We start from the raw sequence: 17,059 nt of genomic DNA, 5'->3' as shown, positions 1-17,059 counted from the left end.
AGAGGTTCGCAGAGACAGGAGCAAAACTAAAGAGCGTAGCTGGAGCCCGCTATCGCACTTATGCAACATCACGAAAATTTGTGGTAAAATACGGCTACAGAACGACGATTTCCGTCTTATCGGGCACCCGGTTGTAGAGATCAATCACGTCCTGGTTGAGCATGCGAACGCAACCCGAGGACGCGGCCTTACCAATCGACTGCCAATCCGGCGTGCCGTGAACGCGATAAAGCGTATCCCGGCCATTCTGATAGATATAAAGCGCACGCGCTCCGAGCGGGTTGGTCGGCCCGGGGTTCATGCCACCACGCGCGGCGGCCAGCGACTTCATCTGCGGGTCGCGCGCAACCATTTCGGCGGGCGGCGTCCAGCGTGGCCACTTCTGCTTCCACTGGATCATGCCCCTGCCATGCCAGGCATATCCCGCGGCGCCGAGGCCGACGCCATAGCGCATGGCCCTGCCGCCCGGCTCGACGAAATAGAGGAAGTGGTTTCGTGTATCGACGACGATCGTGCCAGGCCGCTCGTTGGTCTGGTAATCGACCTCCTGCCGCAGGAAGCGCGGATCGATGCGCTTGTAGGGAACGGCCGGCAGCATGAAATCGTCTTCGTTTCGCTGGGCATACATGGCCTGATGCACCGGATTGAAGGTCGGCAGGCCGTAGGTCTGATGGAATTGCGTGCGGAAGAGGTCTCGCGCCTGCGGCACGGGCTGCACCGGCAGGCGCTGCACCTTCTGCGGATCGATGCCTTCGGGGCGATAGAAGATCGGCGCGGTCTCCTGCGCAAATCGGTCCGGGTCTGTCGCGCCGGTATCGGGAATGATGCTGCAGGCGGACAATGCCGCCAGGGCGGCGGAAGCGAGCAAGTGACGGGAGGCGGGCAGCAGATCGGCCATCATCGGAAACCAGTTGGGACATATCGGGTCAACCGCATGATGACTGCCGCGGCTGGAGCGAAGCTGGCGTCATCGGCGAGATATTGTCCGATTGACCAAACTTCTGTTTTCCCTCGCGGCGTCATGGGCTAGACCATTGCAGGACGGAGGATCGCATGAATATCGACAGTCTCGACCCGGCCATTTTCGAGCAGACCGACCGCAAGGGCTGGCTGAAGCTGGTGGAACGGGCGCTGAAAGGCCAGGATTTTCAGGAAACGCTGGTATCGCGAACCGATGACGGCATTGCCATCGATCCGCTTTACGAACGGCGGGCCGATGCCACCCCGCTTTCCCGCCACCAAGCTGACATGCCCTGGACGGTGACCCAGCGCCTCGATGACCCGGACGTGGAGCGGGCGCTGGCACAGCTTGATGACGATCTTGCCAATGGCGCAGCCGGCATCCACCTGATCTCCAAAACCTCCACTTCCGCCTTCGGCACCGGCATGGATGCGCAAGCGCCCGGCTTTTCAGGCGCGTTGGCAGCCGCGATGACGGGCAGAACTGTTGCTTTGCGCTTTGACGGTTTCGAACCCGGCTCTATCGACGCCCCCAAAGCCTCACTCCCGGACGGCGCCCACATTCTGCATATCGGTCTCGATGCATTTTCGGCGAACGGCGAGCAGATTATTACTGTAAACGACATCCAGCGCTTCGCCGAGCGCGGAATTCCAGGCACGATCGTCAATGCGGACGGTCGCGCGGTGCACAATGCCGGCGGCACAGAGGCACAGGAGCTGGCCGTCATGGCCGCAAGCCTCGTCGGCCATTTGCGATTGCTTGAAGAGGCCGGCCTTTCGCCGGAAGCAGCGCTTCGGGCAACCAGCCTCTGCCTTTCTGCCGACCAGAACCAGTTCACGACGATGGCAAAGACACGCGCGGCGCGGCTGATCTTCGCCCGGATCGCCGAAGCCTGCGGTGTCCCCGATCCAAAGCCGGCGCATCTCCTGGCGGAAACGAGCTATCGCATGCTGACCCAGCGCGATCCCGAGACGAATATTCTGCGCAATACGATCGCGGTCTTTGCCGCCGGCGTCGGCGGCGCCGACGAGATCTCCGTTTTGCCGCACAGCCTGTCGCACGGCATTCCCGATCCGCTGGCGCGGCGGCTGGCGCGCAACACGCAGACGATCCTCGTGGCCGAGAGCCATCTCGATCATGTCGTCGATCCGGCAGCCGGAGCCGGCGGCGTCGAGGCGCTGACCGACGCGCTGGCCGAACGGGCATGGGATATTTTCACCGGGATCGAAAGCAAGGCCGGATTGGCGAAGGTGATCGCCAGCGGCGAGCTTGCGGCGATGATTGCCGAGGCGCGAGCCAATCGCATCGCCAGGCCGATCGTGGGAACGACGCTGTTTGCAATGAAGACGGAGCGGCCGGTGGCTGTTTTGGGGGCTTTGGGGCCGATTGCTGGCGGCATGGAGCTGATGCCGGTACGGCTGGATGAGGTGGTGTCATGATGGCGATTGCTGGATTCGCGGAGAGTGCGCACCCCCCTCTGTCGCTTTCGCGACATCTCCCCCACAAGAGGGGAGATTGGAAGTTCGCGGCACCCTTCTCCCCCGAACGAATATTGAACTCGCATCGGTCAAAAGCATCGCGCTCGTTGCGTGGAGCGGCAGGCTCGGAACGATCTCCCCCCTTGTGGGGGAGATGTCACGAAGTGACAGTGGGGGGTATCGCACTTCCGGCATTCACGGAGGTATCGGCTCGATGAGCAAGATTCCGAACTTCAGCACTATCCCCTGGCTCAAACCACAAACCAATACGCCGGCGACAAGTGCCCCAGCCTGGGAGACCCCCGAAGGCATCGCCGTCAAGCGTGCCTACGATGAACGCGACCTCGCCGGCCTGAACTTCCTTGAGACCTATCCTGGCGCGGCACCCTTCGTGCGCGGCCCCTACCCGACAATGTATGTCCAGCAGCCCTGGACCATCCGGCAATATGCCGGCTTCTCGACGGCCGAGGAGTCCAATGCCTTCTATCGCCGCAATCTTGCGGCCGGGCAGAAGGGTCTTTCCGTCGCCTTCGACCTTGCCACCCATCGCGGCTATGACAGCGATCATCCGCGTGTCGCCGGTGATGTCGGCATGGCGGGCGTCGCGATCGATTCCATTCTTGACATGCGCCAGCTTTTCGATGGCATTCCGCTCGACGAGATGAGCGTCTCGATGACCATGAACGGCGCGGTGCTGCCTATCATGGCGCTCTATATCGTCGCGGCCGAGGAACAGGGCGTCTCCGAGGACAAGCTTTCCGGCACGATCCAGAATGACATCCTCAAGGAGTTCATGGTTCGCAACACCTATATCTATCCGCCGCAGCCCTCGATGCGGATCGTCTCGGACATTTTCAGCTATACCAGCCGGCGCATGCCGAAGTTCAACTCGATCTCGATCTCCGGTTACCATATGCAGGAGGCCGGTGCGACTGCGGATCTGGAGCTGGCCTATACGATCGCCGACGGCATCGAATATGCCCGCGCCGGCGTCGCGGCGGGGCTCGATATCGACAGTTTCGCCCCTCGCCTCTCCTTCTTCTGGGCCGTCGGCATGAACTTCTTCATGGAAGTCGCCAAGATGCGCGCGGGACGACTGATCTGGGCCGCGCTGATGCAGAAGAATTTCGCGCCGAAAGACCAGAAATCCCTCGCGCTCAGGACCCATAGCCAGACCTCCGGCTGGTCGCTGACCGCACAGGATCCTATGAACAACATCATCCGCACCATGGTCGAGGCGATGGCGGCAACGCAGGGGCATACGCAATCGCTCCATACCAACTCCTTCGACGAGGCGCTCGCGCTGCCGACCGACCATTCCGCCCGCATCGCCCGCAACACGCAGATCATGCTGCAGAAGGAATCGGGCACAACAGGGATCATCGACCCATGGGGCGGCTCGGCCTATGTCGAACGGCTGACTCATGATCTGGCAGCCCGCGCGATGGCCCATATCGAGGAGGTTGAGGCGCTCGGCGGCATGGCGAAGGCGATCGAGAAGGGCATTCCGAAGCTCAGGATCGAGGAAGCGGCGGCCCGCACGCAGGCGCGCATCGACAGCGGCCACCAGACCGTCGTCGGCGTCAATTTTTCGAAGCCGGAGCAGGATATCGAAGTCGATGTCCTGAAGGTCGAGAATTCCGAGGTGCGCGCGCGCCAGCTTTCCAAGCTGCAGCAACTGAAGGGCACCCGTGAGACAACTGCCGTCGAAACAGCCTTGGATGCACTGACAGAGGCCGCACGAAACGGCACAGGCAACTTGCTCGATTTTGCCGTCAAGGCAGCGAGAGCAAGAGCCACCGTCGGCGAAATCTCGCTGGCGCTCGAAAAGGCCTATGGCCGTCATGTCGCCGAGATCAGGACCATCTCCGGCGTCTACCGCAAGGAAGTCGGCTCCGAAGATCCGGTCTTCAATACGGCAGTGGCCAAAATCGAGGCGTTCCGCAGGGCGCGGGGCGAGAAGCCCCGCATCCTCATCGCCAAGATGGGCCAGGATGGGCACGATCGCGGCCAGAAAGTCATCGCCACGGCATTTGCCGATCTTGGTTTCGATGTCGTCGTCGGCGCGATGTTCCAGACGCCTGAGGAAGTCGCCGACGTCGCTGTACGCGAGGGGGTCGATATCGTCGGCGCGTCGTCGCTTGCAGCCGGCCATCTGACGCTGGTGCCGGAATTGAAGACTGCGCTTGCGCGCCGCCATGCCGGCAAGGTGCTGATCGCCGTCGGCGGCGTCATTCCGCCACAGGATTTCGCAGCGTTGGAAGCGGCGGGCGCAGACGCGATCTTTCCGCCCGGAACCGTGATCGCGGAGGCGGCATTGGCGCTGATAGAAAAGCTGATGGCGTAAGCGTCTATTTAGACGGCGACGCTCCTGAAGAACTCGATGCTCTGTTCGATCTCACCCGGCAGAGCCGAATTATGGCTGCCCGGCACGGTTGCCATCTCCATCTTCACGCCGGCGGCCGTCGCCCGCTTCGAGAGCAGCGCCAGGCGCGTGTCGAAATGGGCCTCCTCGGTGCCATGGAACAGCTTTACCGGGCTCTTGAAGCTGTGCGCATAGCAGAGCGGCGAGCGCATCTGGAATTCGCGCGTGTTCTTCGTATTGAAGCGGATATCCTGCGGATAGCGGCCGAAAAAGGCATAGGCATCCGGATTGCCTGAAATCGGCGCGACCGCGCGAAACCGCTTCGTCGACATGGCGGTCAGCATGGCCAGCGTGCCGCCGATGCTGTGGCCTGCCAGGAACAGGCGATGCGGATCGACGCCCGGCAGATGCCGCAGCCGGTTGGAGGCCGCCAGCACATCGGCAACTTCGTCGTAAAAGCCCGAAAAATTACCCCTCTGCCCGTTTTCGCCGCGCATGGACGGGATCATGACGACATAGCCGGCATCGATATAGGGCTTCATCAGCTGCCAGTGCCCCTGGCCGATGGCATTGCCGCCGTGCAGGAAAAGCACGGCGGGCTTCGGCTTCAGCGAGCGCGTATAGCGGGAGACCCAAGCGACGAGTTCCAGCTCGTCGCCAACGCCGCTGCGATAGAAAAGCCGATCGGCGGTCGAGGGCGTGATAAGCGGTTCGTAGATATCGGGAGCCGGCCCCTTGCTCAGGAGGTCGGTCCGGAACAGATGGCGCTCCTTGGCATAATCGCCCGAAAGTTGCGGCGGCGCATCCGAAGCCTTTTCATCGCTGCGGGCAATCTCGCCCTTGTTCTCGGCCGGCTTGCTTCCGGTCGTGCTGTCGTCGGCTGCTCTGACGATGGCGGGTGCGAAAAGAGTGGAAGCGATGCCGGCCAGAACACGGCGGCGATTGAGACGGAATAGGTGGTCGTCAGACATGGTCATAGCTCTGTCCAAATATCCCCGCGCAGCGCAAATCTGCACGGGTTGATAGGCAAGGCCAACTCACATTGTGGTGAGGAATCGCCCTGCCCTATTCATCGACAACGGGAGCTTTGGCGTCAATCATCGCAATCAAACTTTCCAGCCTGTCGGCCTCGTAGGGCGGTTTGTCCGGCCGCAGTCGCGCAATGCGCGGAAAGCGCATGGCAACGCCCGATTTGTGCCGGGTGGAGCGGTTGATGCCTTCAAAGGCCACCTCGAGCACGAAACCGAAATCGCGATCGGCGCGTACGGCCCGCACCGGGCCAAAACGATCGACCGTGTTGTTGCGCACGAACTTGTCGAGCACCTCCAGCTCGGCATCGGTGAAGCCGAAATAAGCCTTGCCGACCGGCACGAGCTGTTCGCCCTCCGGAGTTATGGCCCAAACGCCGAACGTGAAATCGGAATAGTAGCTGGAGCGCTTGCCGTGGCCGCGCTGCGCATACATCAGCACGGCATCGATATTGTAGGGATCACGCTTCCACTTGAACCAGGGGCCCTTGGCCCGACCGGCAAGGTAGGAACTGTCTTTGCGCTTGATCATCACGCCTTCGATCACCGGATCGGGCGGCGAGGTGCGCAGCCGATCCAGCTCCTCCCAGGAGGAGAAATCGACGAGCGGCGACAGATCGAAGCGGTCGTGCGGCGCGGCATCGATGATCTCTGTCAGCCGCTCGCGCCGATCGAGGAAGCCGCGGGCGCGCACGTCCTCCGCGCCGTCGAACAGAAGATCGTAGGCACGGATGAAAGCCGGAAATTCCTCCAGCATCTTTGCGGTGACGGTCTTGCGGTTGAGGCGCTGCTGAAGATCAGAAAAGCTGCGCGTCGGGCTATTGGAGCCCACGGTGCCGCCAACCAGCAACTCACCATCCATGACGCCCTCGAAATTGATGGCGTCTACAACGTCGGGAAAGGCGCCGGATATATCGTCGCCGGAGCGCGAATAGAGCTTGCTCGTTTCCCCGGAGCGCGAAAGCTGGACGCGAATGCCATCCCATTTCCATTCGGCGGCGAAATCCCGCGGGTCGAGGCCATCGAGATCGCCTGTTTCCACCGGATTGGCGAGCATGACGGAATGGAAGATCGCCGGCGTTGCCAATATCGGGCGCTCGCCCTTGCCTTCAAGCCAGAGGAACAGGCTTTCATAGGGCGGCTGCAGGCCATGCCACAGCGTTTCGATTTCGGTGACGTCCTTGCCGGCAAGCTCCGCCAGTGCCTGCTTGGCGAGGCGTGCCGAGACGCCGATGCGCAGCGCACCGGTCGCAAGCTTCAGGAAGGCGAAACGACCCGACGTATCCAGCCGGTCCAGCAGGTCGCGGACGAAACTGCGCACCTCGGTCCGCCCCAACGCATTCATGCGGTGGACGACGTCGCCGAGCTTCGGCTGCTCGCCAGGAGGGCGCTCGATGTCGCTTTCCTTGTCCCAGACCAGCGAGATCGTCTCGGCAAGGTCGCCGACATAATCGTAGGAATAGCGGAAGAGCACGTCGTCCATGCGCTCGAGAACAAGCTCGCGCAGCATTGCGGGCTTGACGTTGCGCACCTCGAGCGTGCCGGCGATGGCGGCCAGACCATAGCCCCGGTCGGGATCGGGAGTAGCGCGGAAATAATCGGTCAGCAGCTTCAGCTTGCCGTTGCGGCTCGGCGTCAGCACCAGGCGGTCGAGAAGGTCGGCAAAGGCTTTCATCAATCGCCCTCATCTTCATAGCCGATGAGATGCAGCGGCTTGGCGGCGATGCCCTGCAGCTCGCACCAGCGCACCAGCGCCTCTTCGCGGCCGTGGGTGACCCAGACCTCGCTCGGCTTCAAATCGGAGATCGTCTCGGTCAGTTCCGGCCAGTCGCAATGGTCCGATATGACGAGCGGCAGCTCGACGCCGAGCTGCTTGGCGCGCTGGCGTACCATCATCCAGCCGGAGGCGAAGGCCGGCAACGGATCGTGGAACCGCCTCGCCCAGCGATCCTGGAAAGCGGAGGGCGGGCCGACGACGACGGCCCCGTGAAAGATCGACTGATCCCGGCTTTCAATGGTTGCCGACTTCAGCTCGCCGAGCGCGATGCCCTGGCTGACATAATAGTCGCACAGGGTTTCCAGTGCGCCATGAATATAGACCGGCTTGTCATAGCCGGCATCGCGCAAAAGACGGATGACGCGCTGTGCCTTGCCGAGCGCATAGGCGCCGATCAGATGCGTTCGCTCGGGGAACTGGTGTAGCGAAGCCAAGAGCTTGCGTGTCTCCACCATCGGATCGGGATGGTGGAATACCGGCAGTCCGAATGTGGCCTCGGTGATGAAGACATCGCAGGCAACCGGCACATAGGCTTCACAGGTCGGGTCCGGCCGGCGCTTGTAGTCTCCTGAAACGACGATGCGCAGCCCATCCTTCTCCACGGCGATCTGCGCGGAACCGAGAACATGGCCTGCAGGATGGAACTGCACCTTGACACCGTTGATCGTCACCTCTTCGCCGAAGCCGATCGCCTGTTCGGATCCTGCAAAGCCATCGCCATAGCGGATGCGCATGATATCAAGGGTCTGGCGCGTGGCGAGCACATGGGCATGGCCGGAGCGGGCATGGTCGGAATGGCCATGGGTGACGAGTGCTCGACCAACCGGCTGCACGGGGTCGATATAGAAGCCGCCGATCGGACAGAACAAGCCCTCGGGCGCTGGATAAAGCAGTTGATCGGGTCTCATGGCTTATGAGGATAGCGCGATTTGCACGATTAGGTAGCGATGACAGCAGCTTTTTGATCGAATCCGCGTATCGGCTGCCGATCTCTAGCGCGGACCGATCATCGGCGGAGCTTCGTCTGTGCCGAACGGGTGAATGAAATGAGAAAGATCTGGGGCTTTTGGCCAGGCCAAGCGCGTTTGATGCTATCTCCGTACCGAAACGACACAGATAGCCTTGGCATGATTTCTGCTTCGTCGGTGTCGCCCTGGGAGTTCACAATGATCCAACGCCGCGCCTTCATCACTTCCATCGCCGCTTCCGCAGCGGCCGGCTTGCTTACACCCCGGGTTTTCGCCGCGCCGCTTGCCAGGATGACGGGTGCAGAACTGCGGGGGCCGATCGACGCCATCGCGCTGAAGACGACGCCGGGAGCAAGCGACATCAAGAGCGGCAAGCTTCAGGCGATGATCGACAATGCGGCGCGCACCAATATGCCGCTTTTCCTTCCGCCGGGCACCTACAATATCTCCAATCTGACATTACCGGACAACACCCGCATCACGGGCGTTCCGGGTGCGTCACGGCTCGTCTATAGCGGCGATGGCCATCTGATGAATGCGGACGGGGCCAAACGCATCGAGCTTTCCGGCCTCGTTCTTGACGGCGGCAATCGATGGCTTGCCGACTATGCCGGCGGCCTCCTGCAATTGACCGGCGTCGACGAGGTGCTGATCGACAATTGCGAAGTTACCGGCAGCCGCAAGCATGCGCTGCAGCTGGAGCGCTGCGGCGGCCGGATCGAACGCAGCAGCATCTCCGGCGCCACTGAGGCCGGCATCTATTCCGTCCAGTCAGCCGGATTGGCGGTCACCGGCAATCGCATCGAGGATTGCGGCAATGGCGGCATCCTCATCCACCGCTGGGAAAAGGCGGAGGATGGCAGCAGCGTCACCAACAACCGCATTGCCCGCATCCGCGCCAATGGCGGCGGCACTGGACAGAACGGCAACGGCATCAATGTCTTCCGCGCCGATGGCGTGACGGTTTCGGGCAACCAGATTGCCGATTGCGCCTTCACCGCCATACGCGCCAACTCGGCATCGAATATGCAGATCTCGGGCAATCAATGCCTGCGCTCGGGCGAAACCGCCATCTATTGCGAATTCGAATTCGTCGGTGCCGTGATCAGCAACAATCTGGTCGATGGCGCCGCCAACGGCATCTCGGTCACCAATTTCGACAAAGGTGGGAGGCTCGCTGCGGTGACGGGCAATGTCATCCGCAATCTCTCGCTTACGGCACCTTATGCGCAGGATGGCGGCTTTGGCATCGGCATCTCGGCCGAGGCCGATACGCTTGTTGCCGACAATGTCATCGAGAACGCACCGCTCTGGGGAATGCGGCTCGGCTGGGGCCAATATCTCCGCAACGTGGTCGCGACCGGCAACATCGTCAGACAGGCCGGCATCGGCTGCGTCGTCTCGGTGGCCGATGGCGCCGGTTCCGCCGTGATTTCGGGCAACCTTTTTCAGGAGATGGAGCAAGGCGCGATCATGGGCTTTCGCTGGGACAAGCCGGCATCGGGTGAGTTGGCCAAGGGGAACACGCAGTTCCCACAGTTGACCGTGGAAAACAACAGGCTTCTTTAAAGCGCGTCGTTATCGCAAAACCGCTGCACACCTTTGCGCGACATGCTTTAGGCCGATCGCCAGTTCGGCTGACGCTTCTCGAAGAAGGCGGTGACGCCCTCCTTCGCCTCCTCGGTTTCCCATGCATCCGCCAATTGCTCGACGACGTGATCGATCATGCCATCGGTGACCGGCCTGCCGACGGAGCGTGCCAGGGCCTTGGCGCGGGCGGCCGCCTGCGGTGACGCCGCCAGGAAATGGCGAACCTCGGCTTCGACGGCTTCATCCAGCGCCTCCTCCGCCACGACCCGCGACAGCAGGCCGGCGGCATGCGCCTGCCAGGCATCGATGATCTTGCCGGAGAGGAAGAGCGGGCGGGCATTCGTCTCGCCGATGCGGGCGATGACATAGGGACTGATGGTGGCGGGAATGATGCCGAGGCGCACCTCCGTCAGGCCGAAGCGAGCCGTCGATGCCGATATCACCATATCGCAAACGCTCAAGATGCCGATACCGCCGCCGAAGGCATTGCCATGAACGCGGGCAACCAGCGGCTTCGGCAGCTCGTTCAGCGCCTTGAACAGCATGGCAAGCCGCCGCGCCTCGACCATGCGCCCCGCGCGCGTGGCGTCGAACTGGGCGCGCATCCAGCCGAGATCGCCGCCGGCGCAGAAGCTCGCGCCCTCGCCGGCGAGCACGACGACCCTCACCGCCGTGTCATGGGCGAGATCATGCGTTGCCGCCGTCAAAGCATCGATCATCTCCGCCGACAGGGCATTGTGCTTTTCGGGGCGCGCCAGCGTGAGGTGGGCAACACCACGTCCATCGGTGTCGATGCGGATCGTCTGCGGTGTCATGAGGCACTCCTGAGGCTGCGGGCGAAGACGGCGGCGCGGGCAAGTTTTTCATCATCGAGGCCGGTCTCGAAGCCGTGCAGCGCCAAATAGTGGTGAACCGCCACGGTATCGACATTGCCCTTGGCGCCGGGAGCAAAGGGGCAACCGCCAAGGCCGCCAGCGGCGGCGTCGAACACCCGAAGACCCCGATCGAGAGCGACGCCGATATTGTCCAATGCCCGGCCTGACGTGTCGTGAAAATGGCCGGCCAGCATGGCGGCGGGCAGTTCGGCAAGAACGGCGTCCAGCATTCTATCCACCGCCTCCGGTTCGCCTCTGCCGATCGTGTCGCCAAGGCTGATCTCATAGCAGCCGAGCTCCCGCAATTGCCGGGCGACGCCGACGACATTTTGCGGCGGCACGGCACCCTCATAGGGGCATTCGACGACACAGCTGACATAGCCCCGCAACGGAATGCCGCGATCCCGGCTGGCTGCCGCGACCGGCCGGAAGCGTTCGATGCTTTCGGCGATCGAGCAATTGATGTTGCGCATGGAGAAGGTTTCGGAGGCAGACGCAAAGATCGCCACCTCATCGGCATCGGCCGCAAGTGCTGCCTCGAAACCCTGCATGTTGGGCGCCAGCACTGCATAACGGACACCGGAACGCCGCTTTATCCCGGCCATAACATCGGCGGCATCGGCAAGCTGCGGCACCCATTTCGGACTGACGAAGCTGGTGACTTCGATACGCTCGAAACCGCAATCAGACAGCAGGTCCACCAGCTCGATCTTTCGCGCGGTATCGACCGGTTGCTTCTCATTCTGCAGGCCGTCGCGCGGCGCCATCTCGACGATGGTGACGTAGTTTGGGGGTTTGTCGGTCATGCCGTGTCCTCCGGCCGAAGCGACAAAAGCACGGCACTCTCGCTGGTTTGATCGCCCTCGCCGACATGCAGGCTTTCGACGATGCCGTCGCGCGTCGCCGTCAGCGTCAGCTCCATCTTCATGGCTTCCATGACGACGAGCGCCTGGCCCTTCGCCACCGTATCGCCCTCACGCACGCGGACGATCTTGACGAGGCCCGGCATCGGCGCGACCACGCGGTCGCCGCCGCTAGCCGCCTCCTCCGCGCCATCGAGTGGGTTGAGGCGATTGAAATGGTGGGTTTGCCCGTCGAGAAACAGCGTCACATCCGCCGATGTCCGGAAGATATTGACGTGGGACTGCCTGCCGTCGATCTCCACGCGTCGAGAAAAAGTATCACCTTCGAAGAGACGGACAGGAATGGTGCGATCGTCGAAGGCAACGTTGAAAAGCGCCTGATCCCTTGCAATCACCCGGCAATTCCTGTGGCCGCCGGCAAAATGCAGCGTGACGGGACGGCTTGCTTCGCCCCAGAACTGCCAGGCGCCGAGCGAATGCCAGGGGTCGCTGCCAGCGGCGCGCATGAATCCGCCCGCCTCGACAATCGCGGCGATGGCAAGGGCTGCATCATCGGGCTGCCGTGTCGCGGTCAGCGCCTCCACATCCCGGTCGATCAGCCCCGTATCCGGATGACCGGCAGCGAAATCCGGCTGGCGGCTGAGCCGGATGAGGAAATCGAGATTGGTGGTGGTTCCCGCGACCTGCGTCTGCTCCAGACCCTGCGTGAGCTTGGTAAGGGCGGCGCCGCGATACGGAGCATGCACCGTCAACTTGGCAATCAGCGGATCGTAATGCGGCGTGATGCTGTCGCCCTCGCGCACGCCGGCATCGATGCGGACATCGCCTTCGGGAAAGCGTAAGCGCGCGAGCGTGCCGGTTGCCGGCAGGAAGCCGCGTGCCGGGTCTTCGGCGTAGATGCGGGCTTCGAAGGCCCAGCCGTTTATGGTGAGTTCGTCCTGCGTCTTCGGCAGCGGCTCGCCGCTTGCAACGCGCAATTGCCACTCCACCAGATCGACGCCGGCGATCGCCTCGGTGACAGGGTGTTCGACCTGCAGGCGCGTGTTCATTTCCATGAAGAAGAAGCGATCCGGCGACAGGCCATCGGAGACATCGGCGATGAATTCGACGGTGCCGGCGCCGCGATAATCGATGGCGCGTGCGGCGCGAACCGCCGCCTCACCCATGGCGCTGCGCATCTCCTCAGTCATGCCGGGCGCCGGCGCCTCCTCGATCACCTTCTGGTGCCGGCGCTGCAGCGAGCAATCGCGCTCGAAGAGGTGCACAGCATTGCCATTGATATCGCCGAAGACCTGGATCTCAATGTGGCGCGGCTTGACCAGGTATTTCTCGATCAGCACGGCATCGTCGCCGAAGGCGGATTTCGCCTCGCGCTTTGCCGCCTCCAACGAGGAAGCAAAATCCTCCAGCCGGTCGACGCGGCGCATGCCCTTGCCGCCGCCGCCCGCCCGTGCCTTGATGAGAACGGGAAAGCCGATGCCATCGGCCTGCTCGGCAAGAAAGCCGGGCGCTTGCTTATCGCCGTGATAGCCTGGAACAACGGGCACCCCTGCCCGCTCCATCAGCGCCTTGGCCGCATCCTTGAGGCCCATGGCCCGGATCGAGGCCGGCGATGGGCCGATGAAGACCAGACCAGCAGCCTCGACCGCTTCGGCAAAATCGGCATTTTCCGACAGAAAGCCATAGCCGGGATGGATGGCTTGCGCGCCGGTTCGCTCTGCCGCCGCGATGATCTTCTGCTTCGAAAGATAGCTTTCGCTCGCGGCCGACGGGCCGATATGAACGGCCTCGTCGGCGAGCGCCACATGCAGCGCATCCCTGTCGGCGTCGGAATAGACGGCAACTGTGCGGATGCCCAGGCGCCTTGCCGTCCGGATGACCCGGCAGGCGATTTCCCCGCGATTGGCGATCAGTATCTTCGAAAACATCGGCTGACCCTATTGCGCGGCAACGACTTCGACTTCGAGCAGCCAGGCGGTATCGAAAATGCCTGCGATCACAACAGTCATGGCCGGCGTGAGCGAGCCTAGATATTCGGCGCGGATCTCGCGGTTCTCCATCGTGTGATGCCGGTCGGCGAGAAAGACCGTGACCTTAACGATGTCGTTCTTGCTCATGCCTGCCGCCTTCAGCTGGGCATCGACATTCAGCCAGGCTTGGCGAGCCTGCGCTTTGAACCCCTCGGGAAGCGTATCGTCCGACGTCATCGGGATCTGGCCGCTGACAAAAAGCAATCGCTCGAAATTCTCGAGCTTTACGGCTTGGGCGTAACCGCCGCGGGGCTGCGGGGCATTCTTGGCATTGATGGCATCGCGTTTCATTTCCATCTCCTCACATCCTGAAAAGACCGAAGCGCGTGTCTTCGATCGGCGCGTTGAGTGCTGCTGAAAGCGACAGAGCCAGCACGTCGCGGCTCTTGCGCGGGTCAATAATGCCGTCGTCCCAGAGGCGGGCCGAGGCATAGAGCGGGTGGCTCTGGGTTTCGAACATCTTGAGCGTCGGCGCCTTGAAGGCGGCCTCTTCCTCTTTCGTCCAGGGCTTGCCGGCACGAGTGAGCGCCTCGCCGCGCACGGTGGCAAGCACGCCGGCCGCCTGCTCTCCGCCCATGACCGAGATGCGGCTATTGGGCCAGGTCCAGAGAAAGCGCGGCGAATAGGCACGGCCGGCCATGCCGTAATTGCCGGCGCCGAAGGAACCGCCGATCAGCATGGTGATCTTCGGGACCTTGGTCGTGGCGACAGCCGTCACCAGCTTGGCGCCGTTCTTGGCGATGCCCTCCGTCTCGTATTTGCGGCCGACCATGAAGCCGGTGATGTTCTGCAGGAAGACCAGCGGGATCTTGCGCTGCGAACAAAGCTCGACGAAATGCGCGCCCTTCAGCGCCGACTCCGAGAAGAGGACGCCGTTGTTGGCAATGATCCCCACGGGAATGCCGTAGATATGGGCAAAGCCGCAGACCAGCGTCGTGCCATAGCGCGCCTTGAACTCGTCGAGCCTAGAGCCATCAACCATGCGGGCGACGATCTCGCGCACGTCATAAGGCGTGCGCGGATCGGAAGGGACGATGCCTAGGATCTCTTCGGGATCGCAGAGCGGCGCCTCGGGCGTGCGAAGTTCGACGCTCTCGGGCTTGCGGCGATTGAGGTTGGCGACCGCCTGCCGCGCAAGCGCAAGCGCATGGGCATCGTCGCGCGCCAGATGATCGGCAACGCCGGAGAGGCGCGTGTGCACATCGCCGCCGCCAAGATCCTCGGCCGAGACCACCTCCCCCGTCGCCGCCTTGACGAGCGGCGGGCCGGCAAGAAAGATCGTTCCCTGCTTCTCGACGATGATGGTTTCGTCGGACATAGCGGGCACATAAGCGCCGCCTGCCGTGCAGGAGCCCATGACGACGGCGATCTGCGGGATGCCGGCGGCCGACATATTGGCCTGATTGTAGAAGATGCGGCCGAAATGATCGCGATCCGGAAAGACCTCATCCTGGTTCGGCAGGTTGGCGCCGCCGGAATCGACGAGATAGATGCAAGGGAGATTGTTTTCCGCCGCAATCTCCTGCGCGCGCAGATGCTTCTTCACCGTAATCGGATAGTAGGTGCCGCCTTTGACCGTGGCATCGTTGCAGACGATCATGCAGTCGCGGCCCGAAACACGGCCGATACCGGCGATCAGGCCGGCACCCGGCGCCTCGCCGCCATAGAGATCATGCGCGGCCGTCATCCCGATCTCGAGAAACGGCGTGGCGGGATCGATCAGTCCGGCCACGCGATCGCGCGGCAGCATCTTGCCTCGGCTGACATGACGTTCGCGCGCCTGTGCGCCACCGCCTTCCGCCGCCTGCGACGCCGCAGCCTGCGCCACACCGATCGCCTCGAGCATGGCGGCGCGGTTGTCGCGGAAGCGATCCGTATGCGTCGATATCTCTGATTTCAGGACGGTCATGCGGCCTCGCGGATTGAGAAAAATGGAATTCGAAATCAGGCCGTTTCGCCGAACAACTCGCGGCCGATCAGCATGCGCCGGATTTCGGATGTGCCGGCGCCGATCTCGTAAAGCTTGGCGTCGCGCAGCAGCCGTCCGGCGGGATAATCATTGGTATAGCCATTGCCGCCGAGCGCCTGGATGCATTCGAGCGCCAGCGCGGTTGCCTTTTCGGCCGAATAGAGAATGCAGCCCGCCGCATCCTTGCGCGCCGTCTCGCCGCGATCACAGGCAGCAGCAACGGCATAGACGTAGGCACGTGCGGCATTCATGGTGACATACATGTCGGCAAGCTTGCCCTGCATGAGCTGGAACTCGCCGATCGACTGGCCGAACTGCTTGCGCTCATGCATGTAGGGCAGCACGACATCCATGCAGGCAGCCATGATGCCGATGGGACCGCCCGAGAGCACGACGCGCTCATAGTCTAGGCCCGACATAAGCACGCTGACGCCACCATCGAGCTGACCCAGAACATTTTCCACCGGCACCTCGCAATCGAGGAAGATCAGCTCCGAGGTATTCGAGCCGCGCATGCCGAGCTTGTCGAGCTTCTGGCCGACCGAAAATCCGGGGAAACCTTTTTCGACGAGGAAGGCGGTGATGCCGCGCGGGCCGGCATCAGGCGATGTCTTGGCGTAGACGACGAGGACATCGGCATCGGGACCGTTGGTGATCCACATCTTGCTGCCGTTCAACACATAGCGGCCGCCGCGCCTTTCGGCATGCAGCTTCATGGAGACGACATCCGAGCCGGCGCCGGGCTCCGACATGGCCAATGCGCCCACATGCTCGCCTGAAATCAGCTTCGGCAGGTAGCGTTCCTTTTGCGCGGTCGTGCCGTTGCGGTGGATCTGGTTGATGCAAAGATTAGAATGGGCGCCGTAACTCAGGCCGACAGAAGCCGAAGCGCGGCTGATTTCCTCCATCGCCACCGTATGGGCGAGATAACCGAGGCCCGCACCGCCATAGGCCTCGTCGACGGTGATACCGAGCAGGCCGAGATCGCCCATCTCCCGCCACAGATGCATCGGGAAACTATTGTTGCGGTCGAGCTCGTCGGCAAACGGCGCGATGCGGTTGCTGGCAAAACGGCGCACCTGTTCGCGCAGCACCTCGATGTCCTCGCCAAGCGCGAAGTTCAATCCCCCTTCAAACATCCGGCTTCTCCTCCCG

13 protein-coding genes are annotated in these 17,059 nt (G+C 62.6%); 3 read left to right on the top strand and 10 right to left on the bottom strand.

Annotated elements, in window-relative coordinates; genetic code table 11:
* Window positions 1-94 precede the first annotated feature (94 nt).
* Window positions 95-901: a L,D-transpeptidase gene (locus ACPYOP_RS04095; protein WP_481409120.1), complete on the bottom strand. Its 807-nt coding sequence runs from the start codon at window positions 899-901 to the stop codon at window positions 95-97.
* Window positions 902-1,053: 152 nt separating this feature from the next.
* Between ACPYOP_RS04095 and ACPYOP_RS04090 the strand changes: the two genes are divergently transcribed.
* Together ACPYOP_RS04090 and scpA are read left to right on the top strand one after the other, a co-directional pair.
* Window positions 1,054-2,400 carry a methylmalonyl-CoA mutase family protein gene (locus ACPYOP_RS04090; RefSeq protein ID WP_481409119.1) on the top strand — a complete coding sequence of 449 codons (1,347 nt, stop codon included), beginning with the start codon at window positions 1,054-1,056 and terminating at the stop codon, window positions 2,398-2,400.
* 253 nt (window positions 2,401-2,653) lie between these two features.
* Window positions 2,654-4,786: a methylmalonyl-CoA mutase gene (scpA, locus tag ACPYOP_RS04085; RefSeq protein ID WP_481409118.1), complete on the top strand. Its 2,133-nt coding sequence runs from the start codon at window positions 2,654-2,656 to the stop codon at window positions 4,784-4,786.
* An 8-nt stretch (window positions 4,787-4,794) separates the two neighbouring features.
* On the opposite strand, the gene ACPYOP_RS04080 is transcribed toward scpA, so the two are convergent.
* The 3 genes from ACPYOP_RS04080 to ACPYOP_RS04070 all read right to left on the bottom strand — a co-directional run bounded on the left by ACPYOP_RS04080 (window position 4,795) and on the right by ACPYOP_RS04070 (window position 8,517).
* Window positions 4,795-5,781 (bottom strand): alpha/beta hydrolase family protein, encoded by a 987-nt coding sequence (locus tag ACPYOP_RS04080; RefSeq protein ID WP_481409117.1) that lies wholly within the window; start codon window positions 5,779-5,781, stop codon window positions 4,795-4,797.
* 88 nt (window positions 5,782-5,869) lie between these two features.
* Entirely contained in the window at window positions 5,870-7,507 is a 1,638-nt protein-coding gene (locus tag ACPYOP_RS04075; protein ID WP_481409116.1) for a cisplatin damage response ATP-dependent DNA ligase, read from the bottom strand.
* A complete protein-coding gene (locus ACPYOP_RS04070; RefSeq protein WP_481409115.1) occupies window positions 7,507-8,517 on the bottom strand; it encodes a ligase-associated DNA damage response exonuclease in 1,011 nt (336 codons plus the stop codon). Before ACPYOP_RS04070 ends, ACPYOP_RS04075 begins: the two co-directional genes overlap by 1 nt.
* Before the next feature lie 258 nt (window positions 8,518-8,775).
* On the opposite strand from ACPYOP_RS04070, the gene ACPYOP_RS04065 reads away from it, so the two are divergent.
* On the top strand, window positions 8,776-10,146 hold the full coding sequence (locus ACPYOP_RS04065) for a TIGR03808 family TAT-translocated repetitive protein (protein WP_481409114.1): 1,371 nt from the start codon (window positions 8,776-8,778) through the stop codon (window positions 10,144-10,146).
* Between the two features lie 47 nt (window positions 10,147-10,193).
* Here ACPYOP_RS04065 and ACPYOP_RS04060 read toward each other — a convergent pair whose 3' ends face one another.
* Genes ACPYOP_RS04060 through ACPYOP_RS04035 form a run of 6 tightly spaced genes read right to left on the bottom strand, consistent with a single transcriptional unit; the run spans window position 10,194 to window position 17,043 of the window.
* Entirely contained in the window at window positions 10,194-10,982 is a 789-nt protein-coding gene (locus ACPYOP_RS04060) for a crotonase/enoyl-CoA hydratase family protein (protein WP_481409113.1), read from the bottom strand.
* Window positions 10,979-11,848 (bottom strand): hydroxymethylglutaryl-CoA lyase, encoded by an 870-nt coding sequence (locus ACPYOP_RS04055; protein WP_481409112.1) that lies wholly within the window; start codon window positions 11,846-11,848, stop codon window positions 10,979-10,981. Before ACPYOP_RS04055 ends, ACPYOP_RS04060 begins: the two co-directional genes overlap by 4 nt.
* The gene (locus tag ACPYOP_RS04050) at window positions 11,845-13,833 is read right to left on the bottom strand and encodes an acetyl/propionyl/methylcrotonyl-CoA carboxylase subunit alpha (protein WP_481409111.1); all 1,989 of its coding nucleotides are present in this window, start codon (window positions 13,831-13,833) and stop codon (window positions 11,845-11,847) included. Before ACPYOP_RS04050 ends, ACPYOP_RS04055 begins: the two co-directional genes overlap by 4 nt.
* A 9-nt stretch (window positions 13,834-13,842) precedes the next feature.
* Window positions 13,843-14,226 (bottom strand): RidA family protein, encoded by a 384-nt coding sequence (locus ACPYOP_RS04045; RefSeq protein WP_481409110.1) that lies wholly within the window; start codon window positions 14,224-14,226, stop codon window positions 13,843-13,845.
* Window positions 14,227-14,236: 10 nt separating this feature from the next.
* On the bottom strand, window positions 14,237-15,844 hold the full coding sequence (locus ACPYOP_RS04040; protein ID WP_481409109.1) for a carboxyl transferase domain-containing protein: 1,608 nt from the start codon (window positions 15,842-15,844) through the stop codon (window positions 14,237-14,239).
* A 35-nt stretch (window positions 15,845-15,879) separates the two neighbouring features.
* The gene (locus tag ACPYOP_RS04035; RefSeq protein ID WP_481409108.1) at window positions 15,880-17,043 is read right to left on the bottom strand and encodes an isovaleryl-CoA dehydrogenase; all 1,164 of its coding nucleotides are present in this window, start codon (window positions 17,041-17,043) and stop codon (window positions 15,880-15,882) included.
* Window positions 17,044-17,059: the final 16 nt, after the last annotated feature.

Source organism: Rhizobium sp. KNZ2-6A, from assembly GCF_056755475.1.
The sequence above is the reverse complement of the archived record's forward strand: the minus strand, read 5'-3'. Positions and strand labels throughout refer to the sequence as shown.